Source organism: Piscibacillus halophilus (assembly GCF_900110685.1).
Classification (GTDB): domain Bacteria; phylum Bacillota; class Bacilli; order Bacillales; family Alkalibacillaceae; genus Piscibacillus; species Piscibacillus halophilus.
In genome coordinates this window covers 61,876-84,893 of the sequence record NZ_FOES01000005.1, presented here as the reverse complement: position 1 = coordinate 84,893, position 23,018 = coordinate 61,876, and the positions used below count along the sequence as shown (strand labels likewise).

At 38.2% G+C, this 23,018-nt stretch carries 22 protein-coding genes and 1 pseudogene; 16 read left to right on the top strand and 7 right to left on the bottom strand.

The window, feature by feature from the left end:
* Nucleotides 1-174 precede the first annotated feature (174 nt).
* Both BMY57_RS04445 and BMY57_RS04440 read left to right on the top strand, forming a co-directional pair.
* Nucleotides 175-1,341 carry a TraB/GumN family protein gene (locus BMY57_RS04445; RefSeq protein ID WP_091772821.1) on the top strand — a complete coding sequence of 389 codons (1,167 nt, stop codon included), beginning with the start codon at nucleotides 175-177 and terminating at the stop codon, nucleotides 1,339-1,341.
* A 127-nt stretch (nucleotides 1,342-1,468) separates the two neighbouring features.
* Nucleotides 1,469-2,125, top strand: a complete 657-nt coding sequence (locus BMY57_RS04440; RefSeq protein WP_091772820.1) for a hypothetical protein — start codon at nucleotides 1,469-1,471, stop codon at nucleotides 2,123-2,125.
* Between the two features lie 2 nt (nucleotides 2,126-2,127).
* On the opposite strand, the gene BMY57_RS04435 is transcribed toward BMY57_RS04440, so the two are convergent.
* Nucleotides 2,128-2,505 (bottom strand): DoxX family protein, encoded by a 378-nt coding sequence (locus BMY57_RS04435; RefSeq protein ID WP_091772819.1) that lies wholly within the window; start codon nucleotides 2,503-2,505, stop codon nucleotides 2,128-2,130.
* Nucleotides 2,506-2,725: 220 nt separating this feature from the next.
* Here BMY57_RS04435 and rlmN point away from each other — a divergent pair, with 220 nt between their 5' ends.
* The gene (rlmN, locus tag BMY57_RS04430; protein ID WP_091772818.1) at nucleotides 2,726-3,808 is read left to right on the top strand and encodes a dual-specificity RNA methyltransferase RlmN; all 1,083 of its coding nucleotides are present in this window, start codon (nucleotides 2,726-2,728) and stop codon (nucleotides 3,806-3,808) included.
* Nucleotides 3,768-4,640, top strand: a complete 873-nt coding sequence (locus BMY57_RS04425; RefSeq protein WP_177176324.1) for a hypothetical protein — start codon at nucleotides 3,768-3,770, stop codon at nucleotides 4,638-4,640. The genes rlmN and BMY57_RS04425 overlap by 41 nt, the downstream gene beginning before the upstream one ends.
* 42 nt (nucleotides 4,641-4,682) lie before the next feature.
* Here BMY57_RS04425 and BMY57_RS04420 read toward each other — a convergent pair whose 3' ends face one another.
* Together BMY57_RS04420 and BMY57_RS04415 are read right to left on the bottom strand one after the other, a co-directional pair.
* Nucleotides 4,683-4,865, bottom strand: coding sequence for an H-type small acid-soluble spore protein (locus BMY57_RS04420; protein ID WP_091772816.1), 183 nt, complete (start codon nucleotides 4,863-4,865; stop codon nucleotides 4,683-4,685).
* 60 nt (nucleotides 4,866-4,925) lie between these two features.
* Nucleotides 4,926-5,126, bottom strand: coding sequence for an H-type small acid-soluble spore protein (locus BMY57_RS04415; RefSeq protein ID WP_091772815.1), 201 nt, complete (start codon nucleotides 5,124-5,126; stop codon nucleotides 4,926-4,928).
* A gap of 522 nt (nucleotides 5,127-5,648) precedes the next feature.
* Here BMY57_RS04415 and BMY57_RS04410 point away from each other — a divergent pair.
* The 4 genes from BMY57_RS04410 to BMY57_RS04395 all read left to right on the top strand — a co-directional run bounded on the left by BMY57_RS04410 (nucleotide 5,649) and on the right by BMY57_RS04395 (nucleotide 10,136).
* A complete protein-coding gene (locus tag BMY57_RS04410) occupies nucleotides 5,649-6,794 on the top strand; it encodes an acyl-CoA dehydrogenase family protein (RefSeq protein WP_091772814.1) in 1,146 nt (381 codons plus the stop codon).
* A 3-nt stretch (nucleotides 6,795-6,797) separates the two neighbouring features.
* Complete coding sequence (locus tag BMY57_RS04405) at nucleotides 6,798-7,853, top strand: CaiB/BaiF CoA transferase family protein (protein ID WP_091772813.1); 1,056 nt, start codon at nucleotides 6,798-6,800, stop codon at nucleotides 7,851-7,853.
* A gap of 72 nt (nucleotides 7,854-7,925) precedes the next feature.
* Nucleotides 7,926-9,536: a long-chain fatty acid--CoA ligase gene (locus BMY57_RS04400; RefSeq protein WP_091772812.1), complete on the top strand. Its 1,611-nt coding sequence runs from the start codon at nucleotides 7,926-7,928 to the stop codon at nucleotides 9,534-9,536.
* Nucleotides 9,537-9,710: 174 nt separating this feature from the next.
* A complete protein-coding gene (locus tag BMY57_RS04395; RefSeq protein ID WP_091772811.1) occupies nucleotides 9,711-10,136 on the top strand; it encodes a MaoC/PaaZ C-terminal domain-containing protein in 426 nt (141 codons plus the stop codon).
* Nucleotides 10,137-10,171: 35 nt separating this feature from the next.
* Here BMY57_RS04395 and BMY57_RS04390 read toward each other — a convergent pair.
* The 3 genes and pseudogenes from BMY57_RS04390 to BMY57_RS16255 form a co-directional block, all read right to left on the bottom strand.
* Nucleotides 10,172-10,940: pseudogene (locus BMY57_RS04390) on the bottom strand (3-hydroxyacyl-CoA dehydrogenase).
* Nucleotides 10,941-10,951: 11 nt separating this feature from the next.
* Complete coding sequence (locus BMY57_RS04385; protein WP_091772810.1) at nucleotides 10,952-12,103, bottom strand: thiolase family protein; 1,152 nt, start codon at nucleotides 12,101-12,103, stop codon at nucleotides 10,952-10,954.
* 96 nt (nucleotides 12,104-12,199) lie between these two features.
* Nucleotides 12,200-12,325, bottom strand: a complete 126-nt coding sequence (locus BMY57_RS16255; protein WP_256205241.1) for a hypothetical protein — start codon at nucleotides 12,323-12,325, stop codon at nucleotides 12,200-12,202.
* 210 nt (nucleotides 12,326-12,535) lie between these two features.
* Here BMY57_RS16255 and BMY57_RS04380 point away from each other — a divergent pair, with 210 nt between their 5' ends.
* From BMY57_RS04380 to BMY57_RS04350, 8 genes are all read left to right on the top strand, one after another.
* A complete protein-coding gene (locus BMY57_RS04380; protein ID WP_091772809.1) occupies nucleotides 12,536-14,314 on the top strand; it encodes a S9 family peptidase in 1,779 nt (592 codons plus the stop codon).
* A gap of 129 nt (nucleotides 14,315-14,443) precedes the next feature.
* Nucleotides 14,444-15,436, top strand: coding sequence for a LacI family DNA-binding transcriptional regulator (locus BMY57_RS04375; protein WP_091772808.1), 993 nt, complete (start codon nucleotides 14,444-14,446; stop codon nucleotides 15,434-15,436).
* A gap of 52 nt (nucleotides 15,437-15,488) precedes the next feature.
* Nucleotides 15,489-16,922 carry an aldehyde dehydrogenase family protein gene (locus tag BMY57_RS04370; protein ID WP_256205240.1) on the top strand — a complete coding sequence of 478 codons (1,434 nt, stop codon included), beginning with the start codon at nucleotides 15,489-15,491 and terminating at the stop codon, nucleotides 16,920-16,922.
* Nucleotides 16,923-16,935: 13 nt separating this feature from the next.
* Complete coding sequence (locus BMY57_RS04365; protein ID WP_091772806.1) at nucleotides 16,936-17,421, top strand: hypothetical protein; 486 nt, start codon at nucleotides 16,936-16,938, stop codon at nucleotides 17,419-17,421.
* 108 nt (nucleotides 17,422-17,529) lie between these two features.
* Nucleotides 17,530-19,035, top strand: a complete 1,506-nt coding sequence (locus BMY57_RS04360) for a sodium:solute symporter family protein (protein WP_091772805.1) — start codon at nucleotides 17,530-17,532, stop codon at nucleotides 19,033-19,035.
* 27 nt (nucleotides 19,036-19,062) lie between these two features.
* Nucleotides 19,063-20,226, top strand: coding sequence for an iron-containing alcohol dehydrogenase (locus BMY57_RS04355; RefSeq protein WP_256205239.1), 1,164 nt, complete (start codon nucleotides 19,063-19,065; stop codon nucleotides 20,224-20,226).
* 285 nt (nucleotides 20,227-20,511) lie between these two features.
* Entirely contained in the window at nucleotides 20,512-20,673 is a 162-nt protein-coding gene (locus BMY57_RS16025; protein WP_175615820.1) for a hypothetical protein, read from the top strand.
* A 314-nt stretch (nucleotides 20,674-20,987) separates the two neighbouring features.
* A complete protein-coding gene (locus BMY57_RS04350; RefSeq protein WP_091772804.1) occupies nucleotides 20,988-22,190 on the top strand; it encodes an MFS transporter in 1,203 nt (400 codons plus the stop codon).
* A gap of 41 nt (nucleotides 22,191-22,231) precedes the next feature.
* Here BMY57_RS04350 and BMY57_RS04345 read toward each other — a convergent pair whose 3' ends face one another.
* Nucleotides 22,232-22,990, bottom strand: a complete 759-nt coding sequence (locus BMY57_RS04345; RefSeq protein ID WP_256205238.1) for a C40 family peptidase — start codon at nucleotides 22,988-22,990, stop codon at nucleotides 22,232-22,234.
* Between the last annotated feature and the right edge of the window lie 28 nt (nucleotides 22,991-23,018).

Sequence of the window (23,018 nt, the reverse complement as noted above, 5' to 3'; positions counted from 1 at the left end):
TATGAAGGTTCGCGTATGATGTCATGAAAAAGTTAATAAAAATTGATTTGTAAATAATGATTTAATGATACACTATTTTTATGTAAGGTTTTAAAATATTGGTTCTTTTTTAGTGTTTCATGATTAGGTTTTCGATAATAAAAGAGCTAAATTAATCAATTAAGAGGGTCTGTTATGTCAGAAGAAAATATTACACGTATACAATTAGATGGTAAAGAAGTCATTCTAATCGGAACCGCGCACGTGTCGAAGCAAAGCGCAGAACAGGTTAAAGAGGTTGTTGAGACTGAACAACCAGATTCCGTTTGTGTGGAACTTGATCAGCAACGTTATCAATCCATTCAAGAAGGTAGTAAATGGAAGGATATGGACATTTTTAAAGTCATCAAAGAGAAAAGGGCAACGATGCTCTTGATGAACATGATGATTTCTTCATTCCAAGGTAGGATGGCCAAACAATTTGGCATTAACCCAGGTCAAGAAATGATTCAAGGGATTGAATCAGCAAAAGAGCATGGGGCGAAGCTAGTTTTAGCGGATCGTAATATTCAAGTAACGTTTTCACGTATTTGGCGCAACTTAGGTTTTATGGGTAAGATGAAGCTTCTCATGAGTATTGTCTATGGAATCTTTAGTGATGAAGAGATCTCAGAAGAAGATCTTGAACGAATGAAGTCACAAGATATGTTAGATACCGTATTACAAGAGTTTAGTGAGTCCTTCCCACAATTAAAGACACCTTTAATTGATGAGCGAGATCAGTACTTAGCGCAAAAAATTAAAGACGCGCCAGGGGATAAAGTGGTTGCAGTATTAGGGGCTGCGCACGTCCCTGGTGTAACGCAGGAAATTCATCGGGATCATGATCTTAAAAAGTTAACGAAGGTCCCACCAAAATCTAAGAAGCCGAAAGTGATTGCCTGGGCTATTCCCCTACTTATATTATCAGTAATTGTCTATACGTTTATCAATAATCCATCAGCTGGTACGTATCAGGCGATTTCATGGGTTTTGTGGAACGGTTCCTTATCCGCGATAGGTGTTGCGGTGGCTATGGGGCATCCGCTGGCGATTTTGACAGCCTTTTTAGTCGCGCCTATTAGCTCGTTAAATCCGTTACTCGCTGCCGGTTGGTTTGCTGGGTTTGTTCAAGCCTTTGTACGCAAGCCAAACGTCTCAGATTTTGAAAAATTATCTGAAGACGTTCATACGGTAAAAGGTTTTTGGCGAAATAAAGTGACACGGATCTTATTAATCGTTGTGATGGCGAATATCGGTAGTTCCATCGGTACTTTTATCGGAGGCGCCGATGTCATCCGTGTATTCTTAGAAAATCTATAAGATGGTGAAAAGAGTGGCTTTATTGCCACTCTTTTTTATGTCACTTTGATAACTTCTCTTTAAGTAACACGCCCATAGACATTCGCATATAAAAGTGATAACAAATTCTTTTTAAAAGGTGATTTTTATGGCGCGAAAACAGTTAGCTTTAGCGGCAGCAGGTAAAGATGAGAATGCATTTGTGTCGTGGGCGATTAATTCAGTAGGAAGGGAAAATGCAAAGAAGTGGAGTTCGGGTCGTGACCTATTAGATCAATTGGTTCAGGCTTCAAACAGAGGGCAGGACTGCATTGAGAAATTGATTATTTTTTCTCATGCTTGGCCATTTGACCCTAATGGGAATCGTGGAGGAGTTAAAATTGGTGGACCTGATATTAATGGATTTTATTTAGACCGTCGTTTGTATGATCATCAAGATGCACGTTATTTAGGGGACATGGCGCAATTAATTCGAGCAGGAGAAGTGAGGTTTTGTGAAGATAGTACAATTATTTTTACAGGATGTCGAGTCGCTTCGAGCAATTTTCCAGTGGAATTAGCTAAATTAACAGGAAGCACCATCATTGCGGCTAACGGCTCAAGTTTCCCTAAGCAAGGCAATCCACCAGGAGACCAAACAGGAGAGTGGGTTAGTGGTGTCAACTTATGGGAAGAACAGCAAGCGGCGAAAGAAGGATTGTATGTTGGGTGGTTGAAATACCAATACGATCCAAACACCCAACATGTGATTGAAGAAAAAATTGGTCAAAAAACGAAGCAAGGTTATGTGTTTGATGTTTGGTAACGTTATGGCCTAAATAGTTTGCCATCGTATTGTTGATAAAGTAAAAATAATAGACCGAGCGTCACGATATCCAATCGTGCGTGGAATAACGTGTTGATTAGTCCTTCATGTAACATGGGCAGTTTCGTGATAACAATCGCGCCAATTATAATGACCATTAACGGAATGGTTGAAAGCTTAACGTAACGATTAAGTATAATGAGTAATCCGAACACGATCTCTGTTGCTGCCACAATGTACATGAACGTAATCGGTGATGGAAAACCTAGATTTGTAAAATAGGCACCTAAGCCACTTCCAACGACCTTCATCAGACCAGACACAATAAAGATAAATCCAACTAAATAACGCACGAGTTGTGTTGTTGAGATCTTAACCATGTTTCTCCCTCCTTTGATTCATTTTCAACGTTTACGATATACTGCATGTCCGCAAACGCACTTACTAAATCTATATGAAAAATTGAGACAAGCATGACTTTTAAAAAATGTTTCAACGACTGGAAGACCTTTCAACTTGTCAGAACGTCTAACATTCAGTAGTATAGGTAGAGGATAAATTTAATAAGATTTTTTCTTATTCAAAGGAAGGTTTTTTTCAATGCGTAAAGAATCCATTTATGGATTAACTTATGATCGATTAAAGGATTGGCTCGTTGAGAATGGGCAAAAGCGTTTCCGTGCAGACCAAGTGTGGGATTGGCTTTATTGCAAACGTGTTAAATCTTTTTCAGATATGAAAAATGTAAATAAAGATACGATTCATTTACTTGAAGACCATTACGTCATTCAAACGCTTGATGAGGCAGTAAAGCAAGAATCGAAGGATGGGACGATTAAGTTTTTATTTGAGCTTCAAGATGGAAACTATATCGAAACGGTCTTAATGCGATTTGATTACGGTTTGTCCGTTTGTGTCACGACACAAGTGGGTTGTAATATTGGCTGTTCTTTCTGCGCAAGTGGTATTTTACGTAAAAACCGTGACTTATCTAGTGGGGAGATTGTGGAACAGATTATGAATGTTCAACACCATTTAGATGATCAAGGGAAAAACGAATGTGTCAGTCACATTGTCGTAATGGGAATCGGTGAACCATTTGATAACTATGATAATACGTTAGACTTCTTACGTATTGTGAATGACCAAAAAGGTTTATCCATTGGTGCTCGTCATATCACTGTTTCAACGAGTGGCTTAGCAGATAAAATTTATCAATTTGCTGACGAAAATCTTCAGGTTAATTTAGCGCTATCGATCCATGCGCCGAATAACGAGTTACGTACACGTATTATGAAGATTAATAAAGCATATCCGCTTGAAAAATTAATGCCAGCTATTGATTATTATTTAGAGAAAACAAATCGCCGTATTACGTTTGAATATATTTTATTAGATGATGTGAATGATCACGTAGAGGAAGCGAAACAGTTAGTCGAATTATTAAAAGATAAACGCCATTTATCTTACGTGAACTTAATACCGTATAACCCAGTGGCTGACCACCCTTATGAGCGTAGCCGTAAGCAGAACATTTTGAAGTTCTATGAAACATTACTTGAAAACGGCATTAACTGTGGGGTTCGTGTCGAACAAGGTAGTGATATTGACGCAGCGTGTGGCCAGTTAAGAAGTAAACAGATTGAAAAGGCAAAAAAGAAGAAAAAAGCAAGCGTATCCTAATATATTAAGAGTGCTGTCAGGGCTAATCACGACAAACGCCCGTGGACAGGCACTCTTTTTTTGTGCATTCGCATATGTTATAAGAGCAGGAACTAAAGGAAGTGATATCTTGACGGTATTTTTCAATGGAAACTCTAATATTTTTCGGTCAAAAAAGCCTGTTAAAGCACCTAATCAAGAACAAGTTGTCGTCGATCGTTTTGATGAATTTATTAAAAAACAGCAAAAAATAAACCAAAATTTAACGAGATCTTATAATGCGTTAAATCAACTCTATAATCGTCAACAGACGACTCAGCAATATATTCTTAATCAGTTAAAACACTTTGAAAATCGCCACCAATCACATGATCAATTTAAAAACCAAATATTAAATCGGTTAACGTCATTTGATCAAAAACAATCGAAAGTGGAGGATTGGATGAGACAAGAAAAATTTGCGAAAGAGAAGTTGATTGGCGAGCTTAAGAGTATACATGAATCCAATCAGAAAATTATAGATGAATTATCGAAGCAAGATGACTCTAATGATGAACTAGCACAACAATTAAACGAAATCATGGGCGTCCAACAAAAAATATCCGAACAAATTTCCCAACATGAACTCCAACAAAAAGAAATGGCTAAGAAGCTGGAAAATCAAGAAGCATTAATAGAGAAAATGGCGCATCAATTAACGAATTTTAGATCGATTATTTACGAACGGAGCCACCATTTAGCCGAGAAAATAGAAGATCAATACGAATTAACATCATCTTATATTCATCAATTACTGAATGGTAAAGATCATCCGATGACGTTTATGGTGACTAAAAGAAAAGATGATGATTAAAGAAAAGAGGACCTTACGATATAATCGAGGTCCTCTTTTCAATCACCGTTTTTCTCTTATGTTGGATAATTGCACCTCAAATTCATTGGCTGGATCATCGAGGTAATATACACGAGCCACGTCATGATCTTCTTCAACATGCTGAATAAAGACCCGTTTACCATTGTATTGCACATTACATATTTTGGGGGAGCTCGCAATTTCTTCTGCTCGTAGTCGGTCCATTTGAAACCTCCTTCGTTTTAAGGTTTATCTAAAGCGTCATTTACGCTTGTCAACGAAGTGTTAGAAAAGTAAATGGACAGGATCGTCCTCATACAAACCATCAATATCAACTTCTTGCACATTATCCATTTGATCTAATGGAAACACTTGAGCTGTTCCATTTTCTTCATCAATACTTTGTACATAAACAGGTATACCGTGGTATTTTACCGTAATTAAAGTAGGTGAATCCACGATTTGTTGTAACATTTGAATGTCCATAAGAAACCTCCAAGTTGCCGTTTAAATTTATGAATGGTTTCGTACTTATATTTTTAACTTAACGGTTTAAAATATACTTAAAGAAAACTTGTCATAAAGCGTAAGAGCAGCCTGTAGAAGATGGTAATTTTTTAATTTACAATAAATTTATTGTAAAAGAAATTATAAATTTGGCGAAAGTTGAATCATTTTTAGCGAACCCAACTATGAATTCGGCGAAACCTTATTCAAGTTTGGCGAGAAGCATAATTAAATTGGCGAAAGTTAATAAAAAATTAGCGAATCATCATGACAGATTGGCGAAACATCACCTTTTCTTAAGTTTGCTGAAGTTTTTTTATTCATACCAAAGAAAATTAGGTTCATAGTAAAGTTTTTTATATTCATACTCAACAAAAATAGATTCATAGTAAAGAAAAAGCCTTTCATACTAAACTCGACAATCCTCTCTCTTTACCAGTCACGCGGACTGTGATATTTTAATATTAAGAAAATTTAAAAAATAAAGGGAGACTTCATTCCATGTCAGCCAGATACTTAAATGAAGAGCATAAGATTTATCGTGAATCATTAAAAAAATTTTTAGATCAAGAAGTAAGACCTTACTTTGATCAATGGGAGGAAGAGCGCATCATTCCGCGAGATCTGTGGACGAAGATGGGGGAAAACGGCTTCCTATGTCCGTGGGTCGATGAACAATACGGCGGTCTTGAGGCGGATTTTGGCTATTCGGTCGTGTTCAATGAGGAGATAGAGCGTGTCGGGACAGGGATGGTAGGTCTTGGGTTACATAATGATATTGTCGTCCCATATTTTGATACATATGGGACGGAGGAACAAAAAGAGCGTTGGATTCCTAAATGTGTAACAGGTGAATACATTACAGCTATTGCGATGACAGAACCAGACGCCGGTTCTGATCTAGCGGGGATTAAGACAACAGCAATTCAACAAGGTGACCATTATGTTTTAAATGGGCAAAAGACATTTATCACTAATGGGATTCATGCTGACCTCATAGTAGTCGTGGCCAAAACAGATCCAGATGCTGTCCCTCCCCACAAAGGAATTAGCCTCTTTGTAGTTGAGAAAGATATGCCCGGTTTTTCCCGTGGTCGGAAATTAGATAAAATCGGACTTCATTCTCAAGATACGGCGGAGTTGTTTTTTGAAGATGTGAAAGTGCCAAAAGAAAATTTGCTTGGTGAAGAAGGAAAAGGCTTTTACTACTTAATGGATCAACTTCAACAAGAACGATTAACCGTCGCGATTAGCGCTCAGGTGGCTGCTGAGGAGATGCTTCAAATGACAACGGAGTATGTAAAAGAGAGAAAAGCATTTGGTCAACCCGTCTCCAAAATTCAGACGGTCCAACATAAAATGGCCGAAGTAGCAACAGAGGTTAGGATTGGACGCTCTTTTTTAGATGATGTAATAGAGCATCATATGAAAAGTAAAAGCGTTGTCACTGAGGTATCTATGGCGAAGTGGTGGATTACCGATATGGCACGTCGTGTCGCAACGACATGCATGCAGCTTCATGGTGGCTATGGCTACATGGAGGAGTATCCAATAGCTAGACGTTATCGTGACATTCCGGTGTCTTCGATTTATGCCGGTACAAACGATATTATGAAAAATATTATTGCTAAAAATATGGGGTTATAAATAATGTTAGAAGGTATTCGTGTGATCGATTTCTCACAGTATTTGCCTGGTCCATTTGCCACGTTGAGGTTAGTTGATTGGGGAGCGGACGTTATTAAAATTGAGCCGCCCCAAGGAGATCCTGCACGCACAATGGCTGAGGGGGCACTTTTTGCGGCCAATAATCGTGGTAAAAAGAGTGTGGCAGTTGATCTCAAAAGTGACGAAGGGATCCAATCAGCATTAGATCTTATTCAAAACGCGGATGTGATCGTGGAAAGTTTTCGTCCTGGAGTCATGGACAGGTTAGGGCTTGGTTATGAAGAAGCTAGCTCATTAAAACCTGATCTCGTATATTTGTCACTTACCGGTTTCGGACAGAATAGTCTCTACTCACACCAAGGTAGTCATGATCTCAATTATATGGCCATGAGTGGGATGTTAAATCAATTGAAGGATAAAGAAGGCCGACCTGTAATGCCGACTCAAACCGTGGCGGATTTAATCGGTGGCATGGCTGCAAGTGAAGCAATTATCGCTGCTTTGTTTAAGCGAGAACGTACCGGGAAGGGAACCTATATAGACCTTGCGATGACAGATGCTGTTTTTTCAATGATGACTAATCATGCGATGTTGTCAAAAATTGCTGGCATTAATTCTGGCATTCCGGTTCTAAACGGTTCTTATGCTAATTATCGTATTTATGAAACGAAGGATCGTCGCTACATGTCCATGGGGGCACTAGAATATAAGTTTTGGAAAAACTTCTGCCAGGCGATTGGCAGGGACGATTGGCTGGCAGAATTTCCAGAACGTTTAAAGCAACCTGAAACCATTCAGGAAGTAGAAAAAGTTTTCTTAACGAAAACATTTGATGAATGGATTCAAGTCGGACGGCAACATGACTGCTGCCTATTTCCGATTTTAGAAATAAGTGAAGTGTTAGAAGGTGAATACGTAAAGGAGCGCGGTCTTGTTCATGAAAAGGAAGGAAGACCGTTTGTTCAAACTCATGATCAGACTGTTTCAAAGGATGATCATATTGCTGACCTGAATGAACATCGGAACCTCTTTAGTTAAGGCTCAAAATTATGATTGACCTCGTCTATTCGGCGAGTTAAAAATAAATATTGTATAAAGGAGAGGGTCCATATGATGGAAGGTAAACTGCTCATCAGCCAGATGATTGAGCGAGCTGAAAAACTTTTCCCCAAAAAGGAGGTCATCTCGCGCACGAGCTCAGGCATTCACCGCTTTACTTACCGTGAAATTGGGGAAAGAACGAGGCGGCTAGCCAGTGCGCTTGAAAAATTAGGAGTTGAAAGAGGCGATAAAGTCGCAACTCTGGCCTGGAATGACCACCGCCACTTAGAAGCTTATTTTGCCGTCCCTGGAATGGGAGCGGTTTTACACACAATCAACATTCGTCTATCCCCAGAACACATTTTGCATATTATCAATCATGCTGAAGACAAAGTCTTACTCGTAGACCCAATGTTTTTACCTATTCTAGAAGCCATAAAAGATCAAATTCCTACCGTACGTGCATTCATCATGATGACTGATGATGACCCATTACCTGATACTACCCTCACACCGATTTACTCGTATGAAGAATTATTGCTAGAAGCAAGTCCTAACTTTGAATTTGTTAAAGATTTAGATGAACATGACCCAGCAGGTATGTGCTTTACCTCAGCAACCACTGGAAAACCTAAGGGAGTCGTCTATTCTCATCGCGGCATTACGTTGCATAGCTTTTCTCTAGGGTTGGCCGATACTGGCGGACTATCTGAATCCGATGTTTGTATGCCAGTAGTTCCGATGTTCCACGTAAATGCATGGGGATTACCTTTCGCGGCTACATGGTTTGGAACGACACAGGTCATGCCGGGACAAGCGTTTACGCCAGAATTATTAGCTGAACTAATCACGAATGAAAAAGTGACGATTACGGCTGGTGTACCAACCATTTGGCTTGGCTTATTAAAAGAGCTAGATTCTAATGCTGAAAAATATGACATGAGTTCGCTTCGTACCATCTTATGTGGTGGTTCAGCAGCTCCGATGGGCATGATTCGTGCCTTTGAAGAAAAGCATAATATTCCATTTGTTCACGCTTACGGTATGACTGAGACGACGCCTTTAGTGACGTTATCACGGTTAAAGAGCTATCAGGAAGAACTCGCATCCGAAGAAAAATTAGATATTCGTGCAAAGCAAGGATGTGTTGTCCCAGGCCTTGAAATTAAAGCCATAAATGACGAAGGTGAAATTGAATGGAACGGTGAAGACATGGGTGAATTACTTGTGCGCGGGCCATGGATTGCGGATGAGTATTATAAAGATGAACGAACGGTCGATGCATTTAAAGATGGGTGGCTTCACACGGGAGATATTGTCACTATTGATGAGGAAGGAAACATTAAAATAACCGATCGTACGAAAGATCTCGTTAAAAGTGGAGGCGAGTGGATCTCAACAATTGATTTAGAAAATGCGCTTATGGCTCATGATACCGTCTTTGAAGCGGCCGTTGTTGGGGTGCCTCATCCAGAGTGGCAAGAGCGCCCGGTCGCAGCAGTTGTCCTTTACCCAGATACGGTTGTATCGAAAGAAGAGCTATTAGAATTTTTAAAGCCACAATTCGCAAAGTGGTGGATTCCTGATGACATCATCTTTATGGATGAACTACCGAAAACCTCGGTCGGAAAATTCCAGAAAAACGCACTAAGAGAACAATTACAAGAACATTTAGTATAAAAACAACTATAAGATTGTGAGTTACCCTTATAGAAATAGGAAATACACCCATAGATTTAAAAAATACACCTATAAAATTTGAAAAAACCCTTATAGAAAGTAGGGATCCACTCACAGAATAATAAAGAAGGAACTCGCAATAAGCGAGTTCCTACATATTTTAGAGGTGAATTCATGAAATTAAGAGATTTTGAGATTGGGCAAACATTTACAACAAAGCCTGTCACCGTCACAAACCAGTCGATATTAGATTTTGGACATCAAAATGACCCACAGTATTTTCATATAGACGAAGAAGCGGCTAAAACTGGTCCGTTTGGAGGGTTAATAGCTTCGGGTTTTCAAACATTATCAATTGTTTGGGTGGAGTTTATTAAACAAGATGTTCTCGGGCGAGACTGTCTTGGCGGTATGGGAATGAATCAAATTGTTTGGCGAGTTCCAGTTTACCCAGGTGATGAGTTAAGCGGTACATTTAGCGTGGCGAGTATGAAGGAGTTGGATCAGGTTAAAGGGATTTTAAATTTGGACATCAAGGTGTTTAATCATAAGGGTAAAGAAGTCATGAGTTGTGAGACAATGATTATGATGAAAAGTTAAAAATGAAGCTGGCGAATAAATATCGCCAGCTTCGATTATTTAGGCTGCATCCGAATCGCACCATCGAGACGTATGACTTCGCCGTTGAGCATCGGGTTTTCAATGATGCTTTCAACAAGTTTAGCATATTCTGCAGGGTCACCTAATCGTGATGGGAATGGTGTCATCGCACCTAGTGCTTCACGGGCTTTTTTCAGGAAGTGATGAAAAAAGAGGTGTGTCAAACAGACCAGGTGCGATCGTCATCACCCGAATGCCGTGTGGTGATAAATCACGAGCAATCGGGAGTGTCATACCAACAATACCTCCTTTTGAAGCACTATAAGCAGCTTGACCTACCTGCCCTTCAAAAGCCGCCACAGATGAGGTATTAATCACAACACCGCGCTCTCCTTGATCATTTTTTTCATTGCTCGCCATGAACTCAGCAGCCAAACGAATCACATTAAATGTGCCAACTAGATTGACTTGGATCACTTTTTGAAATGTCCCTAAATCGTGAACACCTTTACTACTCACCGTTTTGTGTGCAGCACCAATCCCTGCGCAATTAACCACAATATGTAGCCCTCCGAGTTGTTCAGCTACTTTTATCGCATTTTGAACACTCGATTCATCTGTTACATCTGTTTTAACAAAACTGACCTGGTCAGGCCCAAGCTCATCAGTCAGCGCTTTTCCTTTTTCTTCTTGCAAATCCGCAATAACCACTTTAGCACCTTTTTTAACCAGATTTCGAACAGTCGCCTCTCCTAAACCGGAGGCACCTCCTGTCACAAAACCAACTTTTTGTTGTAACTCCACAGCATCCCCTCCTAATCTAATCGTTCAATGATCGTAGCATTCGCCATTCCATGTCCTTCACACATTGTTTGAAGTCCGTAACGTCCACCAGTTCGTTCGAGTTCGTGCACAAGAGTTGTCATTAATTTAGCTCCACTTGCTCCTAATGGATGACCGAGAGCAATCGCTCCACCATTGACATTGAGCTTAGCTGGGTCCGCACCGGTCTCATCTAACCAAGCCATAGGAACAGGAGCAAACGCTTCATTAACTTCAAATAAATCAATGTCATGGATCGTTAATCCGGCCTTTTTTAAAACTTTTTCCGTTGCTGGAATGGGACCTGTTAACATCATCGTAGGGTCAGATCCAATAACCGATCTAGCCAGTACTCTAAAGCGTGGCTTTAATCCAAGTTCCTCAGCTTTTTCTCTCGACATGAGCAATAAGGCAGCTGATCCATCACTAATTTGACTCGCATTTCCAGCATGAATGACACCGTCATCTTTAAAAACGGGTTGGAGTTCACCTAACTTTTCAACTGTTGTATTGTGACGCGGACCTTCATCCTTTTTCACAATCTGTTTAGTTCCGTCTTTAAGTGTGACCTCTATTGGAAATACCTCTTGATCAAAGCGTCCATCATCTTGAGCTTGAATCGCTTTTTGATGACTGTGGTAAGAATATTCATCTAATTGTTCGCGTGAATACCCCCATTTTTCAGCAATTCGTTCCGCTGAAAGTCCCTGATTAATCATCTCGTATTTTTCAGTTAACTTAGGACTGAGTGAAGCGCCATTCATATTCGAAAACATGGGTACTCTCGACATGCTTTCAATCCCTGCCGCAACAACGACATCCATATCACCACTTAAAATTGCTTGTGATGCAAAATGAACGGCTTGTTGGCTAGAACCACATTGACGATCAATTGTTGTACCTGGTACTTCGATCGGGTAGCCTGCCATGAGTGCTGCCATTCTTCCAATGTCAAAAGCTTGCTCGCTAACTTGTGACACACATCCCATAATGACATCTTCAATTACAGATGGGTCTACACCAACCCGGTCTACCAACTCTTTTAATGTTAGAGCTGCTAAATCGTCAGGGCGAATTTCACTTAACATTCCATTCTTTCGTCCGACAGGTGTTCGGACTGCTTCGACAATTACCACTTCTCGCATGATGTTATTCCCCTCTCAAATCAATCTTACTTATATTATAACAAATATTAATAATTATCTGAAAAATATAAATTAAAAAATACTCGTGATTTTTAATCAATCACGAGTATTCGCAAGGGGAATTCGAATAAGCTGATCGTCAGCATCACTTGGATTACCTCGTCCGTCACGGTTACTAGTAATCGTATATAAATAACCATTCTCTATGAAAATATCGCGCATCCGTCCACTATTTTCATATGCTTGATACGAGTAATAGGGTCATTAACAAAATGATGAATCTGATCATACGACATCACCCTCCATCTTTAATCAACATGTTACCTTATTTTTCCTAATTTATACAAATAAAAAAACACTTCGCATCTCGAAGGAATAAAAAGGTTAATGTCGAATATATGTTATGGAGATTAATAAAAGGGAGGCTCTAACATGGAGTTTAAAAAACCAGATGTAAGGCAATTTTTTCAAACGTATGGCATACAAACGTTTGATGTAAGTCCTGATGAGTCACAGCTTACGTTTTCTACCAACTTAAATGGAAAGTATAATTTATGGGCAATGGACTTGCCAAATACATTCCCATATCCACTTACGTTCCATAACCAAAGTACAGGTTCGTTACAATATGATAAAAACGGAAACTTCCTAATTTTAGAATCTGATCAAGATGGTGATGAAAATACGCAACTTTATGCTATTCCAACAAAAGGTGGGAAACTAAAGCCCGTTCGTACTTCTGAGGGACATCGTCATATAAGTTCTTTCATTTCGAATGATGGCAAAAAAGTATATTACACATCGACTAAAGAAGATCAAACCTATTTAAAGAGTTATTTGTATGATTTAGAAAACGATACGGAAGAAGTAATTCTTGAAGGGGAGGGCGCACCAACCTTCTTAATAGAGAAAAGCCCTAAGGAAGAAAGTTTAGTATATAAGAAACTCTTCGCCAATACATCTCAGTTAGCTTATGCTGTAAAAGATGGTGAACATATTCGTTTAACACCTGAAACGGAAGAACAGCATACAATCGGTGGTCTGACATATGCTTCAGAGACAGATTTATATTTTACCACAACCTACCACGCAGACTTCTCTTATCTAGCAAAATTTAATTTGGAGAAAAAAGAGTTTTCTAAAGTCACAGGGTTGGACCAAGTTTCGTTCACAGATGTTAAATACGATCAATCCTTAAATTCTCTTTACATAGTAGGTGAGAAAGGAGTTAAAGACTCACTTTACCGATATGATTTAGAAAATGGAACTTTAGAAGAATTAGATATACCGGTTAGCGTCATTTTACAGTTGAAAGTAGCAGAATCGGGAAATGTCTATTTAATGGGCGTTTCGGCTACCGTGCCTCATAATATCTATAAGCTATCGGATGGAAAATGGGAGAGTCTCACAAATTACGGTGTTCCAGGAGTTGCGAAGGAAGAAATGGTTGATCCGGAAGTGGTGGCATATCCTTCTTTTGATGGAACTGAAATTGAAGCAATGTTCTTTCGTGCAAAACCAGAAAATGACAACGGTCACGTTATTTTATGGCCGCACGGAGGCCCGCAGGCTGCAGAGCGCCAAACATTCCGTGCGTTATTCCAGTTTTTAATCTATCAAGGTTATAGTATATTTACACCAAACTTCAGGGGGTCGACAGGTTACGGCTTGAAGTTTACGAAAGTGATTGAAGGTGATTGGGGTTATGGACCACGTCTCGATAATGTTGAAGGGTTAGAGTGGCTGATCAAAAACGGTTACGCTAATCGAGATAAAATTCTACTCATGGGTGGTAGTTACGGTGGATATATGGCATTGCTTCTTCACGGTCGCCATCCAGAATATTTCAAAGCGGTGGTCGATATTTTCGGTGTTAGTAATCTATTCAGCTTTGTTAAATCGGTTCCAGATTTCTGGAAGCCTATTATGAAACAATGGGTAGGGGATCCTGTAGAAGATAAAGATAAATTTACAGAAGACTCACCTATCACATACTTAGACACCATGACGAAACCAATGTTGGTGATCCAAGGTGCCAAGGACCCACGTGTTGTTAAAGCAGAATCTGATCAAGTCGTTGAAGCATTAGAGAAGCAAGGCACAGACATTAAATATATTGTTTTAGACGATGAAGGACATGGATTCTCTAAAAAAGAAAATGAAATTAAAGTTTACGAGGAAGTACTCGAATTCTTTGAGCAATATGTATAAGTTTTTAGAACTTGTCACTAACATCTGGGGCTTAGCCTCAGGTGTTAGATTATATTTAAGTAATATTGACAATTTTCAGTCTATGTTTTATTTTAAATGTAAGCGCTTAATAAAGGAGTTAATCATCGGATGGTATCATCTAAAGACGTAGCAAAATTTGCAGGTGTGTCGCAATCAACTGTTTCTAGGGTATTAAACAATCCTCGATTAGTTGATGCTAAAACATTTGAAAAAGTAACAAAAGCCATGAAGGAATTAAATTATCGACCTAATTCCATCGCAAGGTCACTTGTGAAACAACAAACTCAATCCATTGCTTTAATTTCTGGACCACTGCATAACCCTTTTTTTGTTGAAACGACAACCTCAATCGTCAACTATTCAAAAGAACGAGGGTATAATGTAAATGTCCACTTTGAAAATTTTGGAGATAATATGGCGGTGTACCAGGATGTTTTAAACCAAAAGGTAGACGGGATCATCTTATCATCGATTTTATATGAAGATCCGATTTACGAAGAACTTATCAAATCGGAAGTACCTTTTATAATGTTTAACAGAAAACATAAAAAAAACGGACATTATGTAGAAATGGATAATGTACAAGCAGGAAGAATTGCGACTGAACACTTATTGAGTCTTAACCATCGAAAAATTGTTTGGATTGGTGGGCCTTTAAGTATGACAACATTTAAAGGTCGATTTGATGGATTTAAAGAAGTTATGTTAGAGAAAGGGATTGAGGTCTCAGATCATAACTGCAAAACGACAGATACGAGTAAAAGTGACATCAAAAAAGTGTTACAAGAAGTACTGGCAGTTAAAGAAAGACCTACTGCTATTTTTGCAGCGACAGATTCGATCGCTATATACTTAATTGATCTATTAATAGAAAAGGGCTACAGAGTACCTGATGATATTAGTGTGATAGGTGTCGATAATATTGCCTTAAGTCAGCACAACTCTTTTCAGTTGACGACTGTAGGCATGGAAGAGGAAAAAGATTTAGGGAGAATTGCCATCGAACATTTAATAGAAATTATAAATGAAGCCCCAGCTGACTTTATCAATAAAACATATAAAAACAAACTGTATAACCGATCTACAACTAAGAAAATTTAATGTCTTTTATGAATACGTATTCATAAAAGAAATAAATAAAGGAGTGGTTAGAATGCTATCTTATAAGGGTTATTTAGATAAGATAAGAGAAGAATCTAAGAATACGTACCCATTAAAAAATCCTCATAATAATGAATTAATTGAAGAGGTTCCAGAGTGCCCAGACGAGCTGATGGAAGCTGCAATTTCGAAAGCAGATGATGCTTTTCAATCTTTCAAGAATGTTAGCTCACATGAACGAGCATCTATACTTGATAAAACGGCCCAAATCGTTGAGGACAACTTAGAATTATTTGCAACGACTATTTCTATGGAATCTGCCAAGCCGATTAAATTTGCAAAAGGTGAAGTTAGCCGTACAGTAGAAACATTGAAATTCTCGGCGATTGAGGCTAAAAAATTAGAAGGAGAAAGCATTCCACTTGATGCAGCTTTAAATGGTAAAGGACGAGATGCCTATACCATATATCAACCAATTGGCGTGGTTGGGGCAATTACTCCATTTAACTTCCCACTTAATTTAGTTGTTCATAAAGCAGGACCTGCAATTGCTGCAGGAAACACAATCGTTGTTAAACCAGCAGAGCAAACACCTTTATCATCGATACTGCTTAGAGAAGCATTTGTCAAAGCAGGGCTGCCAGAAGATGCTTTTATTGTAGTCACTGGAGAAGGTCCGCGATTAGGTCAGGTATTATTGAACGATGAACGTGTTCAAAAGATTACATTTACAGGTAGTCCACAAGTAGGAAAACTAATCAAATCTCAGGCAGGACTGAAAAAGGTCACATTAGAGTTAGGGAATAACTCTGCATTATATATTGATCAATCATTCGAGGATCAGATTGAACAAATAGCAGATAAAGTAGTTGTTGGTGCTTTTTCATATAATGGTCAAGTCTGTATCAGTACCCAACGCATTTATGTTCATGATCGTATTGCTGAAGATTTTATAAAACACCTGAAAAATAAAAGTGAAAAATTGAATTTTGGTGAACCGACAGATGAAAGCACGGATTACTCATCATTAATCAATGAGAAATCTCAAAACCGGGTGTTTGAATGGATCAAAGAGGCAACTGAAAATGGTGCCGTATTACATCTTGGAGGAAATAAAATCGGGAATGGTATTGAACCAACTATTTTGTCAGATGTAGATCCAAGCGCTAAGTTATCTTGCGAAGAAGTGTTTGGTCCAGTAGTGATTGTAAATAAAGTCAATAATTCTCAAGAAGCCTTGGAAGAAATGAATCATAGTCAGTACGGACTAAATGCTGGGGTCTTCACGAAAGACTTAAAGCAAGCTTTATTATTTGGACATGAACTAGATGTCGGACAAGTTTTAATAAATGATGTCCCGACATTGAGGTTTGACCATATGCCATACGGAGGACGTAAAAATTCAGGTTATGGGTATGAGGGTGTCAAGTATGCCATTAAAGAAATGGTGAACCGGAAATTAATTAGTTTGAATTATTCTTATTAGTGGGTGTTTAGCTATGTATTTACTTGAGTATAGTTCAAATCATGTACCGAGTGATTATAGGTACATGATTTACTACCCATATAAAATAACTGAATGGTCAATTAAATATAAACCGTTTCCCTTTATGAAACCGAAATTAGAAAAAATGAGATTAGTGACCAATTTATATAAAAATGACACAAGTTTATTTCATTGGCCAATAGAGAAAATGAAACCGCTAACAACCATTGACTCTAATATTTTAAGAATGCCTAAATTGTTGAGTGAACATGACCTCATGGATTCTTCAGAAGATTTTCTAAGAAACTTATATTTGCATAAAAGAAAAGTTTGGTCTTTCCCAGAACTGACTTTATTAGATCAATATGACTTGTTTGTTCCTTACACAGTCACGAATGGAGAAAGGGGTGAGTATTTAACGGAGTTAACAACAGGTTATAGCACCTTGATTCAAAACAATCAAGATATTTATAACTATTTAAAGGGGGCGGTGACATGACCTTTTTATACATCATGATTGGAGTCATTTTAGTTACTTGGATTGGAATGGCCGTTGTGTTGTTTAAAACTAATTTATTAGATAAGTAGAGGGAGGGAAAGTAAACAGATGAGTTCAGTAGAAATTTACTCATGGATTTTTATTTCAATTTTTATTGGGATTATGCTAACTATGGGGTTTGTGGGGATGAGAAGAACCAATAATGCGGATGATTTCGCGACAGCTCGTTCCAGTTATGGACCTATAGTTATTGCACTAGTAATTAGTGCAGGTATTTCAAGTGGTTCAACTTTTATGGGAATGCCGGGGTTAGCTTATGACTTAGGAGCTCCTAGTCTATGGTACCCATTGCTGTATCCAGTTGCCACCGTTATAGGGATGTTATTTGTGGCCAAAACAATAAAGAAATATGGAGATCAATTTGGCACAAGAACTATACCAGAGTTTTTAGGTGAAAGATTTAATAGTGAGTTTTTAAGAATCGTTTTAACCGTTATTTCTGTATTACTAATCTTTTATGTTGTTTCACAATTAGTGGCAGCAGCAACCATGTTTCAAATTATGATGGGTGTCGATTATTCATGGGGGATTATTATTACAGGAGTTGTATTAGCAGTCTATGTATTTATGGGTGGATCACATTCTGATATTTTGACCGATGCCATCCAAGGATTCTTAATGGTGATTACATCTATTGTAGTTGTTGTTTGTTTTGTAACAAGTGTAGGGGTGGAAGGCGGCTTTAGTGATATGATTTCGCTTATCAAGGAGCGAAACCCAACCGGTTCATTTGACCAACTATTTATACCGGGAGATGCTACGTATGGTTCATTCTGGTTAGTAGCATTACTATTTTTAGCCCACCTTCCTTTTGGTATTTTACCACACTTAGGTAATAAATTTTTAGCCGTAAAATCGAATAGAGATATGAAAAAATTAATCATGTATTGTACGATCTTTGCAACTATTTTGCCTCTAATGGGGTTAGGAGGGATGTTAGGGATTGCAGTATTAGATCCTACGACTGATATTCGTGCTGATGCTATTATTCCAGTCTTGTTCCAAGAAATATTCCCGCCATTCCTTGCAGCATTTTTAGCGGTAACAGTACTATCAGCGATTATGTCAACATCAGATGGGCTCATTGTCTCCTTAACACAATTGTTAGCAAATGATATTTACCGTAAATCGATCGTTCCAAGGACCAATATCTCAAAAGAGAAGGCGGAAAAAGTAGAGTTATGGATTAGTCGTTATTCTACAATTCTAGTTATTCTTGTAGGTGCGTTGATCGCTTGGAACCCACCACAATATCTATCTATTTTTATGTGGATTGGAATTGGAGGAATTGTTTCAGCCACGGCAGGGCCATTGATTGTAGGAGCCTTATGGCAAAGAGCTACTAAATCGGGAGCTATTGCTTCATTATTAACTGGTACAGTTGCTTATTGGTATATTTATTTACCTTTTGGCATGGATGTAAGCAATCCATTTGCCGCGGCAGGTATGGGGGTATTAATTAGTATGATTACCATGTTTGTATTTACGATATTTAACAAAGAAAAGAACGAACTAAATAATACTTATGAAGATAGTAAAGCATCAGTAAATTAACAATAACTAACTTAGGAGTGATACGATATGATGCAACAATTTATAACACCAAAAAATATTTATCACGGAAAAGGGTCGATTCAAAAACTAGAGGATATTTTTAATGAAATGAATGTCAAAAAAGTGTTTATGTTAACTGACCCTATTCTAAAAGAGCTTAATGTGATAGAACCAATAGTCGAGATAGTTGAACGAAATCATTTAGATTTAAAAATCTCAACAAATGTTGTTCCTGAACCTCCATTAAAAGTTGGCAATGATGTTGTGAATGAAGTAAAAACTTTCAACCCAGATTTAGTTATTGGAGTTGGGGGAGGTAGCTCCTTAGATTTGGCAAAGGCATCTGCTATTTTATCCACACATGAAGGTGATGTGGAGGATTACCTTAATCTTACAGGAACAAAGGAACTGACAAATGAAGGAGTTCCAACAGTATTAATCCCAACAACAGCCGGTACAGGAGCGGAAGTAACAGACATTGCTGTTTTTTCGTTAAAAGATACAAAAGATGTTATCACTCATAAATATTTGTTAGCTAATTACGCGATTGTAGATCCTGTGCTAACTTATACATTACCACCAAAAGTCACAGCAGCTTCTGGGATCGATGCTTTAACTCATGCAATTGAAGCTTATACTTCTGTAAATGCGACGCCAATCACTGATACTTTAGCTGTAGAGGCTATGAAGAAGATTGTGAACAATATTAGATCAGCTGTATGGAATAACCATGATTATAAAGCAAGAGATGAAATGGCAAATGGAAGTTTGATAGCAGGCTTAAGTTTTTATAATGCAGGAGTCGCTGGAGTACACGGTTTAGCTTATCCATTAGGTGGTTTATTTAAAATCCCTCATGGCGAATCAAATGCAGTTCTTTTACCTTATGTGTATAACCAAATATGGCCAGCAACTATGGATAAAATGTACTCTCTATATGAAGTTTTTGATATACCAGTAGAAGGTAAGACAAAAAGAGAGGTTGTAAAAGAAATTGTACAGGCTTTATATGATTTGGTCGTAGATGTGGGATTAGCGACCAGCATTGCCGAATATAATATTAAGGAAGAAGATATTGAAACATTGACACAAAATGGATTAAAACAAGAAAGACTTCTTAAGAGAAGTCCAATGAAATTTGATGAAGCATTAGTTAGAAAAGTTTATGAGCATGCTTATAAAGGTTGGTAAAAAATGATACCTCAGTTCCTTAGAAAGGAATTGAGGTATTTTTTATGCTCTTAGATTGTTAGAGGCAAACTATTAAATATTGCATTATAAAATTTCAGAAAATTCAACACTTTACAGCTTTAAAGTAATTTTAAATTGAGAGTATTTGCTTATATATAGGAGAATGTACAAAATTATAAAAGAATTTTATATTTAAGGTTGAAATAATCGTAAAATTTGATATTATATACTTGCAAATCATAATAAATCACAATATTTGAATGAAGGGGGATGGGAGTAATGGAAATGTCTCTTATCTTAGTATCATTAACCGTCTTCTTAACCTTCTTAGTACTATACGCAGCAGAAAAGGTGATTTCATTCTTCAAGAGAAAGAAATCAACCCTTCAAACTATAGATCCAGCAACAAACGGAATAGACATGGAAGTAGAAGTAAGTCATCGTTAATGACTCAAACAAAGGGCTCACCAGCAATGGTGGAGCCCTTTTTTATATAAAAATTATAAATTTGGCGAAAGAAGCGCCTTATTTAGCGAAACCAACCATGAAACCGGCGAAACCTTACTCAAGTTTGGCGAGAAACATAATTAAATTGGCGAAAGTTAATAAAAAATTAGCGAATCATCATGACAAATTGGCGAAATGTCACCCTGTTGAAGAAAAGAGGTAGGGAGAGCTTGTACTTTTCTTGAATTTCATATTGCAATTAAAGACTAATATGATATGATGGAGTACTTTATAAAAATAGTCAGGAGACGTATATGGAACGCAATCATGAATTCAAAGTAACCGTTATAGCTTTAATCACAGCTGCTTGTATTTTAGGGGATGCTATGCTGTTTATCGTTATGCCAATCTATTGGCAGGAATTTGGTCTAACGGCATTGTGGCAAGTGGGGGTTCTTTTATCTGTCAACCGTTTAATCCGCCTTCCAGTCAACCCATTGGTGGGTTGGTTTTATAAGCATATCGATAAACGAACGGGTGTGGTGCTCGCCATTATTCTAGCTACACTATCAACTTTATCGTACGGATGGTTACAAGGGTTTGTCATGTTGCTTGTGATGCGTTGTATTTGGGGGATTGCTTGGTCATTTCTTCGACTAGGTGGTTTCTTAACCGTTATGGAAGTAGCGGATGATCAGTCTCGTGGAAGGTTAATGGGTAAATACAATGGATTATGGGGGCTTGGTGGATTAACTGGAATGTTAGCGGGAGGTCTACTGGCGGATGTTACTAACCTTAAAGTTGTGGCGACTTTATTTGGATTATTATCCATATTGAGTCTACCAATTGCATTTAAATACATACCAAAAACAAAAGAAATGGAAACACCATCTACATCTCCTCACACAAAAGAATCGAACATGTGGAAAAATTGCCAAGCGTGGTCCGTTTTATCGACAGGTTTTATCATGGCGATGGTGATTTTTGGGATCTTTTTATCAACTTTAAGTCGATTAATAGATTTCCAATTGGATCAAGAGTGGACATTCTTAGGTTTTGCCATAGGTGTCGGGACCATTGCGGGACTGATCCAAGCCGTTAAGTGGGCTTGGGATCCTTTTTTAGCTCCTATTGCTGGAAGGCTATCAGATGAACAGTTTGGCAGGGTCAAAATGCTCGTTTTTGCCTTTGTGGGGTCTGGAATGGCATTTTATTTTCTGACGAAGGATTTATATTTTATATGGATTATAGGGTTGATTCTTGTTTTTCAATTAATGTCAACGATCCTAGTCACAGTGACCGATTCATTAGCATCCGATGTAGCAACGACCACATCTAAGGTAGGTCTCATGACAGCTTATACGGTCGCGGTTGATTTAGGCGCCGCGGTAGGACCATTAATAGGCTACGTGGTTCTTGACCTTATTAGTTTAGAAGTTTTATATCAATTAACGTCAGTCATATTAATTTTAATAGGCTTTTATTGGATGGTAAAAGGGAGAAAAGCATCGCGCTAAAAAATAGGGGCTGATCCCATCAGATGGGACGCCCCTAACATTTAAGTGTTGAGTTTGAATTCAAACTCAGGGTGCTTATAGATGACCTCAAATCGACCATCATTTTCAAGCGTCGATAAATCTTCTGGGGAGTAAAGGAAGAAATCATTTTCCAATTCGACGCCAGCACCATAGTAATAACAAAGCCACACAAGTTTTGAACAATATATAGAATGGTAAGGATCATTTAATGGAACAAGTGGTGAGAAAGAAAACGGTGGAACGTCCTCACCAGTATTAAGGTTATCGTTATACATTTGTAAGTATTCATAAGCAAAAGCGGTTGCTTCATGAGCTGCCCAGCTGTCACGACAGCGTAAATGAACATATTTTGGGTGAATTTCCACAAACTCTCGAATAGTGGACACACGAATTTGCGGCATGGAAGTAGTAGCTTCAATAATGTCTCTGTTGTTAAGGACTAAAGCCGCATGCCCCATATATCCCGGAGGTGGAAAATCGCCAAAGTTATCACACGCGACTAAAATATCTCCTGGTTGAAAGTCATGATTATGGTGTGTCCTTCGTCCTTTTCCTCCCATTAAAACCGTCTCGTGCTTATCTCCATCGGCGAAAACGAGTGCTACTTTAACAGGCTTTCCTTCAGGGTTTCTTAAGTGAAAGTCAGAAATAGGGTGGAACGTACCGACCAAGTCTCCACCTAAGTAAACTTTAATATAACGAATTGGGTAACGAAATAAATCAATTTGAACAGAAACTGTATCCCCAGTGCTAGTTCCCGTTACAATTGGGTTTCCCATTTCCTAACACCTCATCTTCATAGTCGTA